Origin of the sequence: Microbacterium amylolyticum (genome assembly GCF_011046975.1) — a bacterium.
Lineage (GTDB): Bacteria > Actinomycetota > Actinomycetes > Actinomycetales > Microbacteriaceae > Microbacterium > Microbacterium amylolyticum.
In genome coordinates, this window is the sequence record NZ_CP049253.1 from 276,560 (window position 1) to 293,710 (window position 17,151).

A 17,151-nucleotide genomic window follows, 5' to 3' on the forward strand; every position below is an offset into this window, starting at 1 on the left:
ATCGCATGGCACGCATCGGCGAAAGCGCCGACCTGTTCAAGTGCTCGTTCTGCGGCAAAAGCCAGAAGCAGGTTCAGCAGTTGATCGCCGGTCCCGGCGTGTACATCTGTGACGAATGCGTCGAGTTGTGCAACGAGATCATCGAAGAACGCATGGCGGAGTCGCATAACGACGACGAGGTCGCTGAATTCGACTTGCCCAAACCACGGGAGATTTTTGATTTCCTGGCGGAGTACGTCGTCGGCCAAGATGTCGCAAAACGTGCGCTGGCTGTTGCGGTGTACAACCACTACAAGCGCATCCGCGTGGGCAATGAACTGCGCTCAGCCGATGACAAGGCTGATGACGTCGAGATCGCCAAGAGCAACATTTTGATGCTCGGTCCCACCGGTTCTGGAAAGACGTACCTCGCGCAAACGCTGGCGAAACGTCTGAACGTTCCTTTCGCCGTTGCCGATGCCACGGCACTCACCGAGGCGGGTTACGTCGGCGAGGACGTCGAGAACATTCTGCTGAAACTCCTGCAGGCGGCGGACTACGACGTTGCGCGCGCCGAACAGGGGATTATCTACATCGATGAGATCGACAAGGTCGCGCGTAAGGCCGAGAATCCGTCGATTACGCGCGATGTGTCGGGCGAGGGCGTGCAGCAAGCCCTTCTCAAGATTCTTGAGGGAACGACGGCGCAGGTTCCGCCGCAAGGCGGGCGCAAACACCCTCATCAAGAGTTCATCTCGATCGACACGACCAATGTTCTGTTTATTGTCGCCGGAGCGTTTGCCGGCCTCGAAGACATCGTGTCCTCGCGCGTTGGGCGAGCCGGTGTTGGTTTCGGAGCACCGCTGCAGTCAAAGAACGACAACGAGAACTTCTTCAGCGAAGTGCGGCCAGAAGACCTGCACAAGTTTGGCCTGATCCCCGAGTTCATCGGCCGCCTTCCTGTGATCGCGGCGGTGGAGCCTCTCGATCAGGACGCTCTGATCGACATTCTGACGGTGCCACGCAATGCGCTGGTCAAGCAGTATCAGCGCATGTTCGCGATCGATGGCGTTGACCTTGATTTTGAGCACGAGGCGCTTTTGGCCATCGCTGATTTGGCGGTGGACCGGAAAACCGGTGCGCGCGGTCTGCGCGCCATTCTGGAAGACGTCCTCGGACCAATCATGTTCGAGATTCCGTCCAACGACGAGGTGGCCAAGGTGGTTGTCACACGAGCGGCCGTTGTTGACGGCGCTCCGCCGGCGATTGCGTTGCGGCAGCGCCGCAAGAGCGCATAGCGTCACGGAAGCGGGTGCCGAACGCGAAAGCCTCGCCTCGCGGAAGGGAGAACCACCCCTTCCGCGAGGTGAGGCTTGTTTGATTCCTAAGCCTCGAGCCCTCGACGCTTCAGCAGGGGATCGATTTTCGCGTCGCGCCCGCGGAAGTCGCGGTACGCCTCAAGAGGGTCCTTCGACCCGCCAACGCCAAGGAGTCGCTGCCGAAAGCGATCTCCGTTTTCACGGGTGAGACCACCGTTTTCTTCGAACCAGGAAACGGTGTCGGCGTCGAGAACCTCGCTCCAGATGTACGAGTAGTAGGCGGCGCTGTAGCCGCCCGCAAAGATGTGCTGAAAGTACGTCGACGAGTAGCGGCTTGGGATGGCGGGTTCGTCCAGACCGATGTCGGCGAGGGCTGCCGCCTCGAATGCGGCGACGTCGTCGATCTTCTCAGCCTGTTCCTGTGTCACGGAGTGCCAGGAATGATCGAGCCATGCGGCGGCGAGGTATTCGCTTGTCGCGAATCCCTGGCCGAACGGGCCCATGTTCGTCAGCCGCTCGATAACGTCGTGGGGGAGAGGTTCGCCCGTTGTGACGTGTTTGGCGTAGTGCGGCAAGACGTCGGCGTGCATCACCCACATTTCATTCACCTGGCTCGGGAATTCAACGAAGTCCCGACCCACAGCGGTGCCGGCGAAGAACGGGTAGGTGACGGTGGCAAACAGACCGTGCAGGGCGTGTCCGAACTCGTGGAAAAGCGTTTCCACCTCGTCGTGCGTGAGCAGAACGGGTTCGTCTCCCGAGGGCTTGGAAACGTTGAGATTGTTGACGACAACGGGAAGCGTGCCCCGCAGATGGGACTGCGCCACGATCGAGTTCATCCATGCCCCGCCGCGCTTCGTGTCGCGGGTGAAGAGGTCTAGCACGTACATCCCCTGCGGTGAGCCGTCCTCGTTGAGAACGTCAAAGAACCGCACCGACGGGTGATAGCCCGGCAGATCGTGTCGTTCGATGAAGGTGACCCCGTAGAGCCGATGCGCGGCGTAGAAAACGCCGTCCCAGAGAACGCGCTCCGCCTCGAACCACGGGCGCAGGGCAGCCGCGTCGACGTCGAAACGCCGTGTGCGCTCCTGTTCGGTGAAGAACGTCCAGTCGTGCGCATCGATGCTTCGGCCGGCGATCGCCTCAAGGTCACGCTTCTCGGCCTGGGCATTGCGCGCTGCCGGAGCCGCGAGCTCGCGGAGGCGTGTGCGGACGGCTTCTGGCGTTTGTGCGGTCTCGCCGGCAGTCACGTACGCGGCATGCGTATCGAATCCCAGCAGCGCGGCGCGTTCGGCACGCAGGCGGACGATCTCCAAGAGCACGGCGGAGTTGTCGTTGTCGTTGCCGCGCGATCCACGAGCGCGTGAGGCGGCGAGGATGCGTTCTCGCGACTGCGCGCGTGTGAGCGATGCGAGAAGCGGATGCCCGGTGAAGAGAGGGAGCGTGATCAGATAGCCATCGGCGATGCCACGCGCTGATGCCGCGTCGCGTGCCGAGGACAACTCACTCGCCGAAAGTCCGTCGAGATCGGCGACGTCATCGAAGAGCACGGCAAGCTCGTTGGTGTCGGCCAGGAGGTTCTTTTCAAAGGTCGTTGTGAGTTCGGCGAGGCGACCGTTTATCCACGTGAGGCGCTGTTTGGCCTCCACCCCCAGGGCCGCTCCGGCACGCGTCATCTTCTCGTGCCAGCGGGTCGTGAGGCGGCGCTGCTCGTCCGTCAGCGGGAGATCATCGAGCTGACGGGCAACAGATGATATGCGCTCGTACAGCGCCGAGTTGAGCAGAACGCGGTCGTTGTGCGCGGCCATGAGAGGGGCCACGGCCTCGTCGATCTGCTGAATGGCGCGCGTGGCATGGGCCGAACTGACGGTGAAGAACGCATGCGCAACCCGCTCGAGCAACTCACCGGAGCGCTCGAGAGCCTCCAGGGTGTTTTCGAACGTTGCGGGCTCGGCGCTTTTCGCGATGTCGGCGATCTCGGCTTCGCGCTCAGCAAAGCCCTGACGGAACGCTGGAAGGTAATCGGCGTCATCGATCGCGGAGTAGTCGGGCAGTCCGTACGGCAGCTCGCTTGTGGCGAGCAGAGGATGAGAGCTGGTCATCAGGGCAGACTATGGTCCGAAACGCAGATGGCCCCTCCGCGCCGCGCGCGAAAGGGCCATCTGAGGGGAGTTCAGTCCATCGGGTCGAATCGAGACGCCGTGATCGCGCCTTCCGCGTCGACGGACAGCTCAATGCCGCTGTCCAGCTCGACCACGGGCCGCCCCTCGAGCCAGGTGAGCGTCCACATGGGCATGGGAGCGCCCGCGTTGAGGCTGGCCGCCTGCGGGAGCGTTGCCTCGACGCGACTGATCGCTTCGAGCAGGTCGGCGGGAACCGACTTTGGCGGAGTTCCGCCCGCTTGCCAACGTGTTCCGAGTTGCATGATGGTTACTCCTGTTCCTCGAGAAGGATCTTCGAGACCTGGAACTCGTCGCCCTCGCTGAGGAGAAGCTCCGAGATGCGCCCAACGGCGCGCAGATCGTCTCGCGCCTGATCAAGCAGAGCGATGTGCGCGGCAGGGGCGGTGATTTCGGCCGTCGCAACGGGCGTCTTCTGGGATGCCTTTGCCTCGGTCTTCGCGCGACGAATTCCGATGAGCGCCTGAGACGCGGCCTGCAGAATGGCAGGATCGCCGCCGAGCGATGTGGGCTCTGGCCACCCTGAGACGTGCACCGAACCGTCCTGGAACCAGCTCCACGCTTCTTCCGCTGCGAACGAGACGACGGGGGCGAGCAGTCGAAGAAGGGTCGACAGGGCGGACCGCAGTGCTACCGCGGCCGATGCCCCCGCCTCTCCGCCCGAATAAGCGCGTTCCTTGACAAGCTCAAGGTAGTCATCGCAGAACGTCCAGAAGAACGACTCGGATACCTCGAGCGCACGGGCGTGATCGTACGCCTCGAGCGAGGCCGTCGCCTGCTGGACGACACCGTCGAGCGCCGCGAGCATCGACAGGTCAACGGGCTCCGTGACGCTCGCACCCTCCGGCGCATCGAACCCGAGGACGAACTTCGCGGCGTTCAACACCTTGATCGCCAGGCGCCGGCCAATTTTGATCTGCGTCGGGTTCTGCGGATCGAACGCGGCATCGGTTCCGAGCCTGCTCGATGCTGCCCAATAGCGGACGGCGTCGGAGCCGTGCTTGTCCAGGATGTCGGCTGGGGTGACGACGTTGCCCTTCGACTTCGACATCTTCTTGCGGTCGGGGTCGACGATGAAGCCGGAGATCGCCGCGTGCTTCCAGGAAACGCGGTTGTCTTCCAGCGCGCTGCGCAACAGCGTCGAGAACAACCAGGTGCGGATGATGTCCTGTCCCTGGGGGCGGGTGTCGAAGGGTGCCACCAGGTTCCACAGTTCTTCGTCCTGCTGCCATCCGCCGGCCAGCTGCGGTGTCAACGAGGATGTCGCCCAGGTATCGAAGACATCCTGTTCGGCCTCGAAGCCGCCGGGCTTTCCGCGCTGGTCCTCGGAGTAGCCGGAGGGAACATCGGAAGAGGGATCGATGGGGAGGGATTCGAGGGCGGGGGTAAGAACGCGCTCATAGTCACGCTCACCGTTGTCGTCGAGTGCGTACCACACGGGAATCGGCACGCCGAAGAAGCGCTGGCGCGAGACGAGCCAGTCGCCGGTGAGCCCGTTCACCCAGTTCTCGAAACGCACGCGCATGAACTCGGGGTGCCAATCGATCTGCTCGCCGAGCTCGATCAGCTTCGCACGCAGCTGCTCGTCCCGTGCGCCATTGCGGATGTACCACTGGCGGGTCGAAACGATCTCGAGGGGACGGTCGCCCTTTTCAAAGAACTTGACCGGGTGGTTGAATGTCTCGCCCTTGTGGACAAGTTCGCCCGACTCCTCGAGGAGTTCCACAACGCGCTTCTGCGCGCTGAAGATCGTTTTGCCGACGAGGTCGTCGTATGCGGCGATTCCCTGCTCGCTCGTGATGGCCTCGGGGCGCTCGGCAACGATACGGCCGTCCTTGCCGACAATCGTGCGGTTCGGCAGATCGAGCTCGCGCCACCAGATGATGTCGTTCATGTCGCCGAACGTGCAGATCATCGCGATGCCGGAGCCCTTGTCAGGCAGAGCCAGTGGATGAGCAAGAACGGGAACCTCAACGCCGAACAGCGGGGTGGTGACCGTTGTTCCGAACAGCGGCTGATAGCGCTCGTCGTCGGGGTGTGCCACGAGCGCAACACATGCTGCGAGCAGCTCAGGGCGGGTGGTCTCGATGAGAACGTCGCCCGCGCCATCGGTGCGGTGGAACGTGAGGCGGTGATACGCGCCGGGACGCTCGCGATCCTCGAGCTCAGCCTGGGCGATGGCCGAACGGAAGTCGACATCCCACAGCGTCGGAGCGAGCGCCTGGTAGGCCTCACCACGATCGAGGTTATTCAGAAACGCCAGCTGGCTGGTGCGGATCGTCTCGTCGGAAATCGTGCGGTACGTCTGCGTCCAGTCGACCGAGAGGCCCAGCTGGCGCCAGAGTTCCTCGAATGTCTTCTCGTCCTCGACGGTCAGCTTCTCGCACAGCTCCGTGAAGTTTCGACGACTGACCGGCAGCTGATCTGCTGCCTTGATGTTCTTCGTCGTGCCCTCAAAGGGGGGCGTGAAATTGGGGTCGTACGGAAGCGACGGGTCGCAGCGAACGCCGTAGTAGTTCTGCACACGGCGTTCCGTCGGAAGACCGTTATCGTCCCACCCGATGGGGTAGAAGACCGTCTTTCCACGCATGCGCTCGAAACGCACCTTCACATCGGTGTGGGTGTAGCTGAACACATGGCCGATGTGCAGCGATCCCGAAGCCGTCGGAGGGGGAGTGTCGACCGAGTAAACGCCTGCGCGTCCGCTCTGCAGGGCCTGTGCGCGGTCAAACAGGTATGTGCCCTGCTGCTCCCAGCGCTCACCCCATTTTTGCTCGAGTCCCTCGAGTTTGGGCTTGTCGGGAATGTCAGACATGCGTCTCCTCGCACGATGTGCGGCACGGTGTGTGCGTGCCAATTATGTGGGCGAGATCAGTCTACGTGGACGAGATCAGTCTACGTGGGGTCACCCGTGATCTTCGTGAGCCGCTCGGAGGCTAGGGCCCGGCGTCCTCGACGCGAATACCGGTGGCCTCGGCCAGCGCGCGGGCCATTCCCTCAATCTGCCACGGCGTGAGGATCGCCCCGCGCAGCGCCTGCACGCTCGTCACGCGGCGCAGATTGGCTCCCCGAAGGTCGAGTCCTTCGGCGCGCATTCCTTGGGGATGGAGTTCGTCGATCCTGGTGTCGGCGATGACCAGCCCGTCGATCGTGGCCATGGGCAGATCGAGCGACTGCACGTGCGCATCGGTGATGCGCGATGTGGCGATATGGGCACCGGCCAGGGTCAGGTAGTCGATCCGAGTGCCCTCGATCACGAGGTCGCCGATCCGTGCTCCCTGCAGGTCGAGTGCGCCGATGCGTCCGCCGCGTATGCGGACGCGGCGGAGCGAGGCATCTCGGAGATCGACGTGCGGCGTGACGAGGTCGGAGATCTCGACGTCGATCAGGGTTGTTCCGCGGCCGACCACAGCCTCGAGCGATGCTGGCGTAACAACGCACTCCGTGAGATGTCCGTGCGAGACATCGATCGAGCCGGACCAGGCGATCCTGAGCCGTCCGCTTCGGTGCGCGGCCCGGAAAGAGAGGACGCGGTCAGCAGCCGGGGCAGGTCGGGCAGGAAGGGCGGTCGAAGAGTCATGGGATCCTCTCGTGAGCGGTCATCGGTGTGGCCGATTTCTCATCCCACGGAGGTATCCGGAGCAGAAACGATCGGAATCTCAGAGGTGCGATCGGACGCGTGAGCCGACGACGGCGTCACCTCTGGTTTCTCGCCGCGACGCAGCGCGCGGAAGAGGGCCATCGTCGCCTCCGACCATGCCGTGATGTTCCATCTCCGCGATGAACGAACGAGGTCGCGCATTCGTTCGCGTCGTTCTTCTCCGCTCATCTCGAGGGCGGCGTCGAGAGCCTTGTCCATCGCTTGGAAGCTGAACGGGTTCACGGGAATCTGCCCTTCAAGCAGAACGGCGGAGCCCGCGAACTCACTGAGGATGAGGACGCCAGCACCGTCGTCACCCTGCGCGATGCAGTACTCCGGTGCCACGAGATTCAGCCCATCCGCGAGGGGCGTGATGGAGCAGATGTCTGCCGCGCGGTAGTAAGCGACGAGTTCGTCCATGGGTATCGCCGTGGAGATCAGAGAAACCGGCTGCCACTGGAATGAGCCGTGTGTTCCGTTGATGCGCCCGGTGAGTTCTTCGATGCGTTGCTGGACCTCGTCGTACGCGGCGACGGCGCGGTTGGCGCCAACGGAGACGAGCATCAGTCGGACCTTTCCCCGCAACTCGGGGCGGCGAACGAGAAGACGCTCGAACGTCTCGAGTTGTTCGACATTGCCCTTGGTGTAGTCCGTGCGCGACACCGACAGGATCATCGTTGCGTCACCCACCCAGTCACGGATCTCCTGCACCCGCTGGTGGAACCCATCGCGCGCCGTGAGCTCTTCGACGTAGGAGTCATTGACGCCCACCGGATTGGTCTCGATATGGATGGTGTGCCCGTGATGATCCATCAGCGTCGGGGTCCATCGCTCGCTGAGGGCGTCACCCCGAGGGGACATATCCGGGTCGGTCGGCTGGTCGGCAATGGTGCGCGCGGACGTGAGCGACCGAGCAACGGAGACGAAGCTCTGGGCATAGCGCGGGATGTGGAAGCCGATCGAATCGGCTTCCAGGAGTGAACGAATGATTTCCTCGCGCCAGGGCAAAACGTTGAACATGCCGGAGGCAGGAAACGGCGTGTGGTGGAAGAACGCGATCTTGACGTCGGGCCGGAGCTGTCGGAGGTAGCCGGGGACAAGCCACAGGTTGTAGTCGTGGATCCACACGACGGCATCGTCGCTCGCGGCATCCGCCGCTGCTTGAGCGAAGCGACGGTTGACGTCGCGGAACGTATCCCAGTCGACGGGATCGTAGTTATAGCGTTCCTTAAAACCGTGCAGGATCGGCCAGAACGCCTCTTTCGACGTGAGGTGATAGAAGCTGGAGACCTCGTGCTCGGTGAGCGGCAACCGATTCACCTGGTACGAACCGTAGCTATCGTCGATATCGATGATCTGCTCGAACTGCGGGTTGTCCGGATCGTCCGCATGTTTCCACGCGACCCAGGACGCGGACTTCATTCGGCCCATCACCCCTTTGATCGTCGGGACGATGCCGTTCGGGCTCGAGTTCTCCCGAAGCTCGACGCTGCCGTCCGGATGGGTGACTTCCTCGTAGGGCTGGCGGTGATAGACGACGACGAGATCGCTTTTCGCGGTGACCTGCTGTGCATTCATGCGCTGACCTCCTGCGGGGGAGTCGGGTGAAGGGACATGGCGCGGATCGCTTCGGCGATTCCCGCGGCGCCCGGAAGAGCACAGCGGTACGCCGATTCCAGGTGAGCGGTGGCGTCGACAAGATCTTGTTCGGCGTTTCCGACGACGGCCCCGCGCAACCCCGTCTGGAACATGGACAGGTCGTTGCCCGTGTCGCCGGCGACGAGCACGCGGTCTCGATCGATTCCGAGCTGCGCGATGAGCCGCAGAAGCGACGGCCCCTTTGACACTCCTCCGGGCAGGACGTCGAGGTAACAGCCGTGGGAAATGAGAATATCGAGGCCCGCCTTTTCGAGCGGAGCGACGCTTGCGGGGTCGTAGCGGTCAGGGTCCCAGTGATACGAGACGCGGTGGCGGAACGGGGTGTTCTGTTCCGTGAGCCCCGGCGCATCGCTCAGCACCTCACGGGTCCAATCTCCTCGGTCTTGCCAGGCATGACGGATGTGTTCCTCGAGCTCGGGAAGAGGGGTCACGGTGCCGTTGTCGATGCCGGCGATCGTCGTTCCGACGTCGCCGATAACGTAATCCGGCCAGGGGGCGATCACACGGTCGCCGCGCCACGCGTCAGCGCCGTCGGAGCAGAGACGTTCGATATAGGCCGAATCCCGCCCGGTCACGAAGATCAGTCCGACATGTGATCTGTTCGCCGTGATCCAGTCGTAGAGGATGCGACGCTGGCGGGAGGAGCCACCGAGAAACGTTCCGTCGAGGTCGGTTGCGAGAACGACGCTCCAGTCTTCCGGGGATGACATCAGTTGAGTCCTTGGAATCGTTGTGTGACGGCTTCGACAGCGGGATGGGCGATTTCGACGTGCAGTCCGCGCGGTTCGGCACGGATCGGCGAGGCCCAGAACTCGGCGAAGGCGTCTCCGATGGGCTGACCGTCTTCGACAATGGACCGCACCATTTCGCTGATCGGCATGGTGATTCCGAGGAGGCGCGCCAGGTCCGTCACGGTGACGGCGCCGAGACGTCCCTCGACGACAACGGACTGACCGCCAAAGACCTCGGCGTCGCTCACACCTTGGCCGCGCTGAAAGCCGTAGGAGAAGTTGCGCGATTGGCGGGACGAACACGTGAGCATCAGATCACCCAGCCCGCCCAGTCCCGTCACGGTTTCGCGTGTGCCGCCGAGTCCGACGGCGAGCTCCTTCATCTCGTCGAGTCCGCGCGTGATGATGGCGGCGCGCGAATTTTCGCCGAATCCGGCGCCCTCCAGGATGCCGCAGGCGATCGCGATGACGTTTTTCACAGCGCCGCCGACCTCGACGCCCGGCATATCGTCCGAGATGTAGGGGCGAAACGCGCCGGTCGCGAGGGAAACCGCCATGCGCGTTGCCGCGCGCTCGTGAGGTGGTGTGCGCACGCCGGATGTGCAGGCGACCGTCACCGCCGTCGGGTGCCCCGCGGCGGTTTCCGTTGCGAAGGTCGGTCCCGTGACGGTGCCGACGGCTCGGCCGGGAGCGGCTTCCGCCGCGACCTCGCTCATGAGCAAGCCCGTTCCGGCTTCGATGCCCTTTGCGCAGACGAACAGGGGAACGCCCGGAGCGGTGATCGCGCCGATGCGCCGGGACATGTCACGAATGGTCGTCGATGGGGTGACGAGCAAAATGGCGTCCGCGCCGCGCACTGCATCCTCGAGGACGGTCGTTGGCCGGATTCCCGGCGGGAGGTCGATGCCCGCGAGGTACTTCGTGTTTCCGCGTCCGGCGGCGATATCCTTCGCGAGCGCATCGTCGCGAAGCCACAGCCGAACATCTCGCTCGGCACGAGCAGCGACGGCGGCGAGAGCTGTGCCCCACGCGCCACCGCCGATGACCGCAATGTGTTCGTACGGGGTGGTGTTTCGCATGTCTGATCGCATTGCCACCCACCATATCGATGTGGTCTTTCCTCACGGTTTCGGGCGGTAGAATCAGCCGTAACGGCGTTGAACCGGATATCACCGGGGAGCTCGTGGAAGAACAGTCTTCGGACCCAGTAGAACCACGCGGGGCAGGCCCGTAACAGCCGCAGTGAGAGGGGTGCTGTTCCGACGGCACAACGCGGGGTGGTACCGCGGCCATGAGGTCGTCCTCGCAGTTCGTTCCTGACGCAACTGCTGGAGTGAGATGACCTACCCTAAGAGCCCATTCGGCCCCGCTGCCGAGAGCTCCGCCCAGGCTGTGACCCCTTCGCCTCGCTTCCCCGAAATCGAGGAGGAGATCCTTGATTTCTGGAAGAAGGACGACACCTTCCACGCGTCGCTTGCACAGCGTGACGGCGCCGATGAGTGGGTCTTCTACGACGGACCTCCCTTTGCGAACGGCCTGCCGCACTACGGCCATCTGCTGACGGGATACGCGAAGGACCTCTTCCCGCGCTTCCAGACGATGCTCGGCAAGAAGGTCGACAGGGTGTTCGGCTGGGACACGCACGGTCTGCCGGCCGAGCTTGAGGCGATGAAGCAGCTCGGCATCACCGAGAAGAGCGAGATCCTCGAGATGGGGATCGATGCGTTCAACGGCAAGGCACGCGAGTCGGTTCTCGCCTACACGCGTGAGTGGGAGGAGTACGTCACGCGGCAGGCGCGGTGGGTGGACTTCGAGCGCGGATACAAAACTCTCGAACCCACGTTCATGGAGAGCGTCCTCTGGGCCTTCGCGCAACTCCACGAAAAGGGCTTGGCATACGAGGGCTACCGTGTGTTGCCGTACTGCTGGCGCGATCAAACGCCGCTCAGCAACCATGAGCTTCGGATGGACGACGACGTCTACCAGGACCGTCAGGACCCGTCGGTCACCGTGTCGTTCCCGTTCGTCGGCGAGAAGGCCGAACAGCTGGGGCTGACCTCGGTCGCCGCGCTGGCCTGGACGACGACGCCATGGACGCTGCCGACCAACTCTTCGCTCGCCGTTGGGCCCGACATCACCTATGTGGTTGTTCCTGCTCCCGCCGCGAAGGAGGGGCTGTTGGCAGAAAACGTCCTCCTGGCCGAAGACCTCCTGCCCGGCTATGCGAAGGACCTTGGCTACGAGTCGGCCGAAGACGCCGCCGCGGCCGTGACCCAGCGCATTGTCGGTTCTGACCTGGCGGGCGTGTTCTTCGAGCCGCTGTTCGATTACTTCACGGACACCGAACAGTGGGGGACGGAAAACGCCTGGCAGGTGCTCGTCGATGACTACGTCACGACCAGCGACGGAACGGGCCTCGTTCATCAGGCGCCGGCGTACGGTGAGGACGACAAGCGCCTCAACGATGCCGCGGGGATTCCCACGATCGTGTCGGTGGGTGACGACGGAACGTTCTTGTCGATCGTGCCGGACTTCGCTGGCCAGCTGTGGATGGACGCGAACATGGACATCGTTCGTCGTCTTCGCGGTGATGGGCGACTGCTGCGCCTGCAGTCGTATGTGCACAGCTACCCGCACTGCTGGCGCTGCCGCAACCCTCTGATGTACAAGGCGGTGTCCAGCTGGTTCATCCGTGTGACCGACATCAAGGACCGTCTCGTCGAGCTGAATGAGGAGATCTCCTGGGCTCCGGAGAACGTGAAACACGGCCAGTTTGGCAAGTGGGTCGAGGGGGCACGGGACTGGTCGATCAGCCGTAACCGTTTCTGGGGCTCGCCGATTCCCGTGTGGAAGTCGGACAACCCGGACTACCCGCGCGTGGACGTTTACGGATCACTCGCCGAGATGCAGCGCGATTTCGGGCGACTGCCGGTGAACGAGCAGGGCGATGTGGATATGCACCGCCCGTACATCGACGAACTCACCCGGCCGAACCCGGACGACCCCACCGGCCAGAGCACGATGCGCCGCATCGAGGACGTTTTCGATGTGTGGTTCGACTCAGGGTCGATGCCGTTCGCGCAGTTCCACTATCCGTTCGAAAATCAGGACTGGTTCGACGCGCACGCCCCCGCTGACTTCATCGTCGAGTACATCGGTCAGACGCGCGGGTGGTTCTACGTGATGCATGTGCTCGCGGGTGCGCTGTTTGATCGTCCCGCCTACAAGTCGGTTGCCGCTCACGGCATCGTGCTCGGCAACGATGGTCAGAAGATGTCAAAGTCTCTGCGCAATTACCCGGACGTCAACGAGGTGTTCGAGCGTGATGGCTCCGACGCCATGCGCTGGTTCCTGATGTCCTCCAGCGTTCTGCGCGGCGGCAACCTTGTCGTCACGGAGGAGGGCATCCGTTCGGGCGTTCGCGAGTTCCTGCTGCCGCTGTGGAACTCGTGGTACTTCTTCTCCACCTACGCGAATGCGTCGGGCGAAGGTTACGAGGCTACGTGGCGCACCGATTCGACGGATGTCCTCGACCGCTACATCTTGGCTCTCACGGGCGAGCTGATCGACGACGTCAAGGGCGACCTTGAGCGCCTTGACTCGACGACGGCGTCCGCACGACTGCGCTCCTTCGCGGATGTTCTTACGAACTGGTACATCCGCCGCTCGCGCGACCGGTTCTGGCGCGGCGTGACGGCGGACCCGGCGAGCCGTGAGGCATTCGACACCCTCTACACGGTGCTCGAAACCCTGACGCGCGTTGCGGCGCCGCTGGTTCCGTTGATCTCCGAGCGCGTCTGGCAGGGGCTGACAGGGGGCAGGAGCGTGCACCTCACCGACTGGCCCGATTCCGCCCAGTTCGCCGCCGCAGCAGATGTGCGCACAGCAATGGATGCGGTGCGTGAGGCATCGAGCGTTGCGAACGCACTGCGCAAGCGCGAAGGGCTTCGCGTGCGCCTGCCCCTCGCCCAGCTGACGGTCGTGACAACGGGCTCGGCCGGTCTGGCGCAGTTCGAGGACATTCTTCGCGATGAGCTCAACGTGAAGAACGTTGGCTTCGGCGAACTCACCGACATGACCGCCGAGGAATTCGGTATTTCTCACCGGCTCACGGTCAACGCACGCGCTGCCGGCCCGCGTCTCGGTAAGCAGGTCCAGACGGTGATCAAGGCGTCGAAGACGGGAGACTGGTCGGAACACGACGGTGTTGTGACGGCAGGAGGTATCGCGCTGGTCGAATCGGAGTACGAGCTTGAGCTCGACACCTCGGGCCGCCCGGGCGGCGAGGCGATTTCGACACTGCCGTCCGGTGGTTTTGTGATCCTGGACACAAACACCACACCGGAACTTGAAGCAGAAGGCCTCGCGCGCGACATGATCCGTGCTGTTCAGGACACACGCAAGAACGCGGGATTCGACGTGAGCGACCGGATCCGGTTGGTCGTGTCGTTCTCCGATGACGCCGATGCGCGGGCCGTGACGGCGGCATGGGACACCGCGGGAGTCGCGTCAGAAACTCTCGCAACCAGCCACAGCGTTGACAGCGCTTCTGGCACCAGTGCACAGGGGGCCGAGTTCGTCCAGGTGATTCCCGCTGGTACCTACGCGAACGGTGGCGACGTCACAATCGGCGTCACCCGGACAGGAGAAACCGCATGACGGACAACACTCGCGATTCTGGGGACGTCATATCGTCATCGACTCCGTCAGACCGGCGACGTGCGGACGATGCCTACGCGAAACTGCTGGCTCGCGCAGGGGAGAGGTGGGTGCAGCCCCGCCTCGAACGCACCGCCCGCCTGCTCGAGTATCTCGACAACCCACAGCGCACGTACCGCGTCGTTCACATCACGGGCACGAACGGTAAGACATCGACCGCGCGCATGATCGAGAGCCTTATCAGGGCACACGGGCTGCGAACGGGCCTCTTCACTAGCCCGCACCTCGTGCGATTCACCGAGCGTATCCTCATCGACGGCCGTCCCATCGACGATTCGGCCGTTGCGGAAGCCTGGGACGAGCTCGCGCCCTTCCTACCGATTGTGGACGCGGAACTCGCACAGGACGACCAGGAGCCGTTGACGTTCTTCGAGGTGCTGACGGCTCTCGCCTTCGTTGCCTGCGCCGACGCTCCCGTTGATGTCCTCGTGCTGGAGGTTGGCATGGGAGGCGCATGGGACTCGACGAACACCGCCGATGGTGATGTCGCCGTCTTCACGCCGATTGCTCTCGATCACGCCGACCGACTTGGCAGCACGATTGAGGAAATCGCGCGAGTCAAGGCGGGAATCATCAAGCCTGGGTCTCTCGTCGTCTCGGCCCAGCAGGAGCCCGCCGCCGCGGCGGTGCTGCGTGAGGTCGCGAGCGACAGAGGAACGTCCGTCGCGTTCGAAGGCAGCGAGTTCTCGCGAGCAGGTGGCGCTCTCGCTGTTGGGGGACAGCTCGTCACGGTTCAGGGGCTTGCGGGCCGATACGACGAAGAGTTCCTTCCCCTCTTTGGTGCGCACCAGGGCGACAACGTGGCACTCGCGGTCGCGGCTGTTGAGTCGCTCATCGGCGGCGGCGAACAGCGGATTGCCCCCGATGTCCTCACGGAGGGCTTCGCCGAGTCGACATCGCCGGGTCGCATGCAGCTGATCGGGACGGAGCCGACTGTTCTCGTCGACGCCGCGCACAACCCGCACGGCGCGGCCGCTTTGGTGCAGGCGCTAGAGGAGACCTTCGATGTCGACGAATGGGGCGTCGTCTTCGGCGCGATGGCTGACAAGGACATCGCGGGAATCATTGAGCAGTTGCGCCCCGTGATCTCTCACCTCTTCGCGACCGAGGCGAATAGCGATCGTTCGGCCTCCGCTGACGAGATCGCAGACATCGCCGAAGCGGCATACCTGCGCCCGACCGTGCATCGCGATATCGCTGACGCTGCAGATGCGGCCCGTGAATGGGCCGCTGAGGGCCAAAAGCGTGCTGTCGTCATCGTCGGATCGATCGTCCTCGGAGGCGAAGCCATTGCGCTCGCACGCGCTGAGGGATGGAAGAAGCAGGGAACTGACCGATGACGGATGACTCGACGCCCGCGCCCCGACCGCGCCGCTATCGCAGCCTGCCCGAGAAGCTCGGCAGCGCCGTTCTCGGATTTGAATCGATCGTCGTTTTCCTCGCGGGCCTGACCGTTTACGGCCTGAGAGCGCTCCCCGGCGACATCCCCGCGTGGTGGGCCGTGATCGCCGGTACCGTGCTCCTGCTCGTCCTCATTCTGCTCAGTGGGATGCTCCGCTACCGGTGGGCGCGCGTCGCCGGATGGATCGTACAGGGGATCATCGCACTGGGTGCTCTGCTTGTCCCGTCGATTCTGTTGATCACGCTCATCTTCGGTGGGCTGTGGGCGTATGCGATGGTGGGCGGCGCCAAGATCGAGCGCCGCGTACAGCTGGCGAAGAACGACGACGACCTTCCGTCCTAAGCAGGAACATCGACACCGCGCGATAGCGTTGGTGCCACCCCCTCCCCATAACAGGAAGGCAGACATGTCCACGGAACACACCCTGGTCCTTGTGAAGCCCGATGGCGTTGCGCGCGGCTTGACCGGCCAGATCCTCGCTCGGATCGAAGCAAAGGGCTACGAGCTCGTCGACCTGAAGAAGTTCACGCCCGGCCGTGAGCTGCTCGAGGCGCACTATGCCGAGCACGAGGGAAAGCCCTTCTACGAACCGCTCGTCGCCTTCATGATGTCCGGCGATGTCGTCGCCGCGAAGGTGTCGGGACATCGCGTCATCGAAGGATTCCGCTCGCTTGCGGGAACCACCGACCCCACGACGGCGGCGCCGGGAACTATCCGTGGCGACCTCGGCCGTGACTGGGATCTGAAGGTGCAGCAGAACCTGGTGCACGGCTCTGACAGCTCCGAGTCTGCCGAGCGTGAACTCGCGCTCTGGTTCGGTTAAGGGTTACTCAGCAACAACACAACGGCGCCGCTTCCCCGAGGGGAGGCGGCGCCGTTGTGTTGGGCGCATGTCAGAAGAACATGTCGAGAAGGTTGAGGCGAAGTTCTGCGATAACGGCAATCGTGACGAAAGCGACCGTGACAATCAGGGGCATCCAGCCCATGAGGGTGTTCGCAAACGTGCGAACGCCGCGCGGCAGCGGGATTGCGCCGATTCGTACCGTGTGAAGGATCACCGCGAAGAACGAGGGAATCGTGACGACCCACGTCACCATGCACCAGGGGCACAGCGTTCCGAGGATGAAAATGCTCTGCCAGATGAGCCAGATCACGAACCCGAATGCGAAGGTCATTCCGCCGGCGAACAGCGCCCAGAACCACTTGGCAAAGCGCGCACCGGACAAAATGGCGACGCCAACGACCAGAGGCGCCATCCATCCGATGAGGCCGATTAGCGGGTTTGGAAAGCCGAACACCGCGCCCTGCTCTGATGAGAGATTGGCCCCGCACTGAATGACGACGCTGAAGTCGCACGCCGCCATGTGGTCGGGGTCGGCGAGCACAGCGAGCTTCTCGAGGGTGAGCTCGAAGGCAGCCCATAGACCGACGGCGCCGGCAATGACCAACCAGAGTGCCAGAACGGTGGGACGCGTGTGCGTTTTCTCCATGTCCTTAGTGTGCCAGGAGTAGTTCATGAACG

13 protein-coding genes are annotated in these 17,151 nt (G+C 63.5%); 5 read left to right on the plus strand and 8 right to left on the minus strand.

Features of this window, described 5'->3' with window-relative positions:
• The first annotated feature begins 5 nt into the window (after window positions 1-5).
• A complete protein-coding gene (gene clpX / locus G6N81_RS01485) occupies window positions 6-1,277 on the plus strand; it encodes an ATP-dependent Clp protease ATP-binding subunit ClpX (protein WP_165132136.1) in 1,272 nt (423 codons plus the stop codon).
• Window positions 1,278-1,363: 86 nt separating this feature from the next.
• Here clpX and G6N81_RS01490 read toward each other — a convergent pair whose 3' ends face one another.
• The 7 genes from G6N81_RS01490 to G6N81_RS01520 all read right to left on the minus strand — a co-directional run bounded on the left by G6N81_RS01490 (window position 1,364) and on the right by G6N81_RS01520 (window position 10,587).
• Window positions 1,364-3,400, minus strand: coding sequence for a M3 family metallopeptidase (locus G6N81_RS01490; protein ID WP_165132139.1), 2,037 nt, complete (start codon window positions 3,398-3,400; stop codon window positions 1,364-1,366).
• A gap of 71 nt (window positions 3,401-3,471) precedes the next feature.
• Window positions 3,472-3,723, minus strand: coding sequence for a hypothetical protein (locus G6N81_RS01495; RefSeq protein WP_165132142.1), 252 nt, complete (start codon window positions 3,721-3,723; stop codon window positions 3,472-3,474).
• Window positions 3,724-3,728: 5 nt separating this feature from the next.
• Window positions 3,729-6,293 carry a valine--tRNA ligase gene (gene valS, locus G6N81_RS01500; RefSeq protein WP_165132145.1) on the minus strand — a complete coding sequence of 855 codons (2,565 nt, stop codon included), beginning with the start codon at window positions 6,291-6,293 and terminating at the stop codon, window positions 3,729-3,731.
• Window positions 6,294-6,414: 121 nt separating this feature from the next.
• Window positions 6,415-6,888: a hypothetical protein gene (locus G6N81_RS01505; protein ID WP_165132148.1), complete on the minus strand. Its 474-nt coding sequence runs from the start codon at window positions 6,886-6,888 to the stop codon at window positions 6,415-6,417.
• Between the two features lie 209 nt (window positions 6,889-7,097).
• Entirely contained in the window at window positions 7,098-8,696 is a 1,599-nt protein-coding gene (ggpS, locus tag G6N81_RS01510) for a glucosylglycerol-phosphate synthase (RefSeq protein ID WP_165132151.1), read from the minus strand.
• Complete coding sequence (locus G6N81_RS01515) at window positions 8,693-9,487, minus strand: HAD family hydrolase (RefSeq protein WP_165132154.1); 795 nt, start codon at window positions 9,485-9,487, stop codon at window positions 8,693-8,695. The genes ggpS and G6N81_RS01515 overlap by 4 nt, the downstream gene beginning before the upstream one ends.
• Window positions 9,487-10,587: an NAD(P)H-dependent glycerol-3-phosphate dehydrogenase gene (locus tag G6N81_RS01520; protein ID WP_165132156.1), complete on the minus strand. Its 1,101-nt coding sequence runs from the start codon at window positions 10,585-10,587 to the stop codon at window positions 9,487-9,489. The genes G6N81_RS01515 and G6N81_RS01520 overlap by 1 nt, the downstream gene beginning before the upstream one ends.
• A gap of 259 nt (window positions 10,588-10,846) precedes the next feature.
• Between G6N81_RS01520 and ileS the strand changes: the two genes are divergently transcribed.
• From ileS to ndk, 4 genes are all read left to right on the plus strand, one after another.
• Window positions 10,847-14,167, plus strand: a complete 3,321-nt coding sequence (ileS, locus tag G6N81_RS01525) for an isoleucine--tRNA ligase (RefSeq protein WP_165132158.1) — start codon at window positions 10,847-10,849, stop codon at window positions 14,165-14,167.
• Window positions 14,164-15,567, plus strand: a complete 1,404-nt coding sequence (locus tag G6N81_RS01530; protein WP_165132160.1) for a bifunctional folylpolyglutamate synthase/dihydrofolate synthase — start codon at window positions 14,164-14,166, stop codon at window positions 15,565-15,567. The genes ileS and G6N81_RS01530 overlap by 4 nt, the downstream gene beginning before the upstream one ends.
• Window positions 15,564-15,971 (plus strand): DUF4233 domain-containing protein, encoded by a 408-nt coding sequence (locus G6N81_RS01535; RefSeq protein WP_165132162.1) that lies wholly within the window; start codon window positions 15,564-15,566, stop codon window positions 15,969-15,971. The genes G6N81_RS01530 and G6N81_RS01535 overlap by 4 nt, the downstream gene beginning before the upstream one ends.
• A 64-nt stretch (window positions 15,972-16,035) precedes the next feature.
• Entirely contained in the window at window positions 16,036-16,452 is a 417-nt protein-coding gene (ndk, locus tag G6N81_RS01540) for a nucleoside-diphosphate kinase (protein WP_165132164.1), read from the plus strand.
• Window positions 16,453-16,522: 70 nt separating this feature from the next.
• On the opposite strand, the gene G6N81_RS01545 is transcribed toward ndk, so the two are convergent.
• Entirely contained in the window at window positions 16,523-17,119 is a 597-nt protein-coding gene (locus G6N81_RS01545; protein WP_165132166.1) for a vitamin K epoxide reductase family protein, read from the minus strand.
• Window positions 17,120-17,151: the final 32 nt, after the last annotated feature.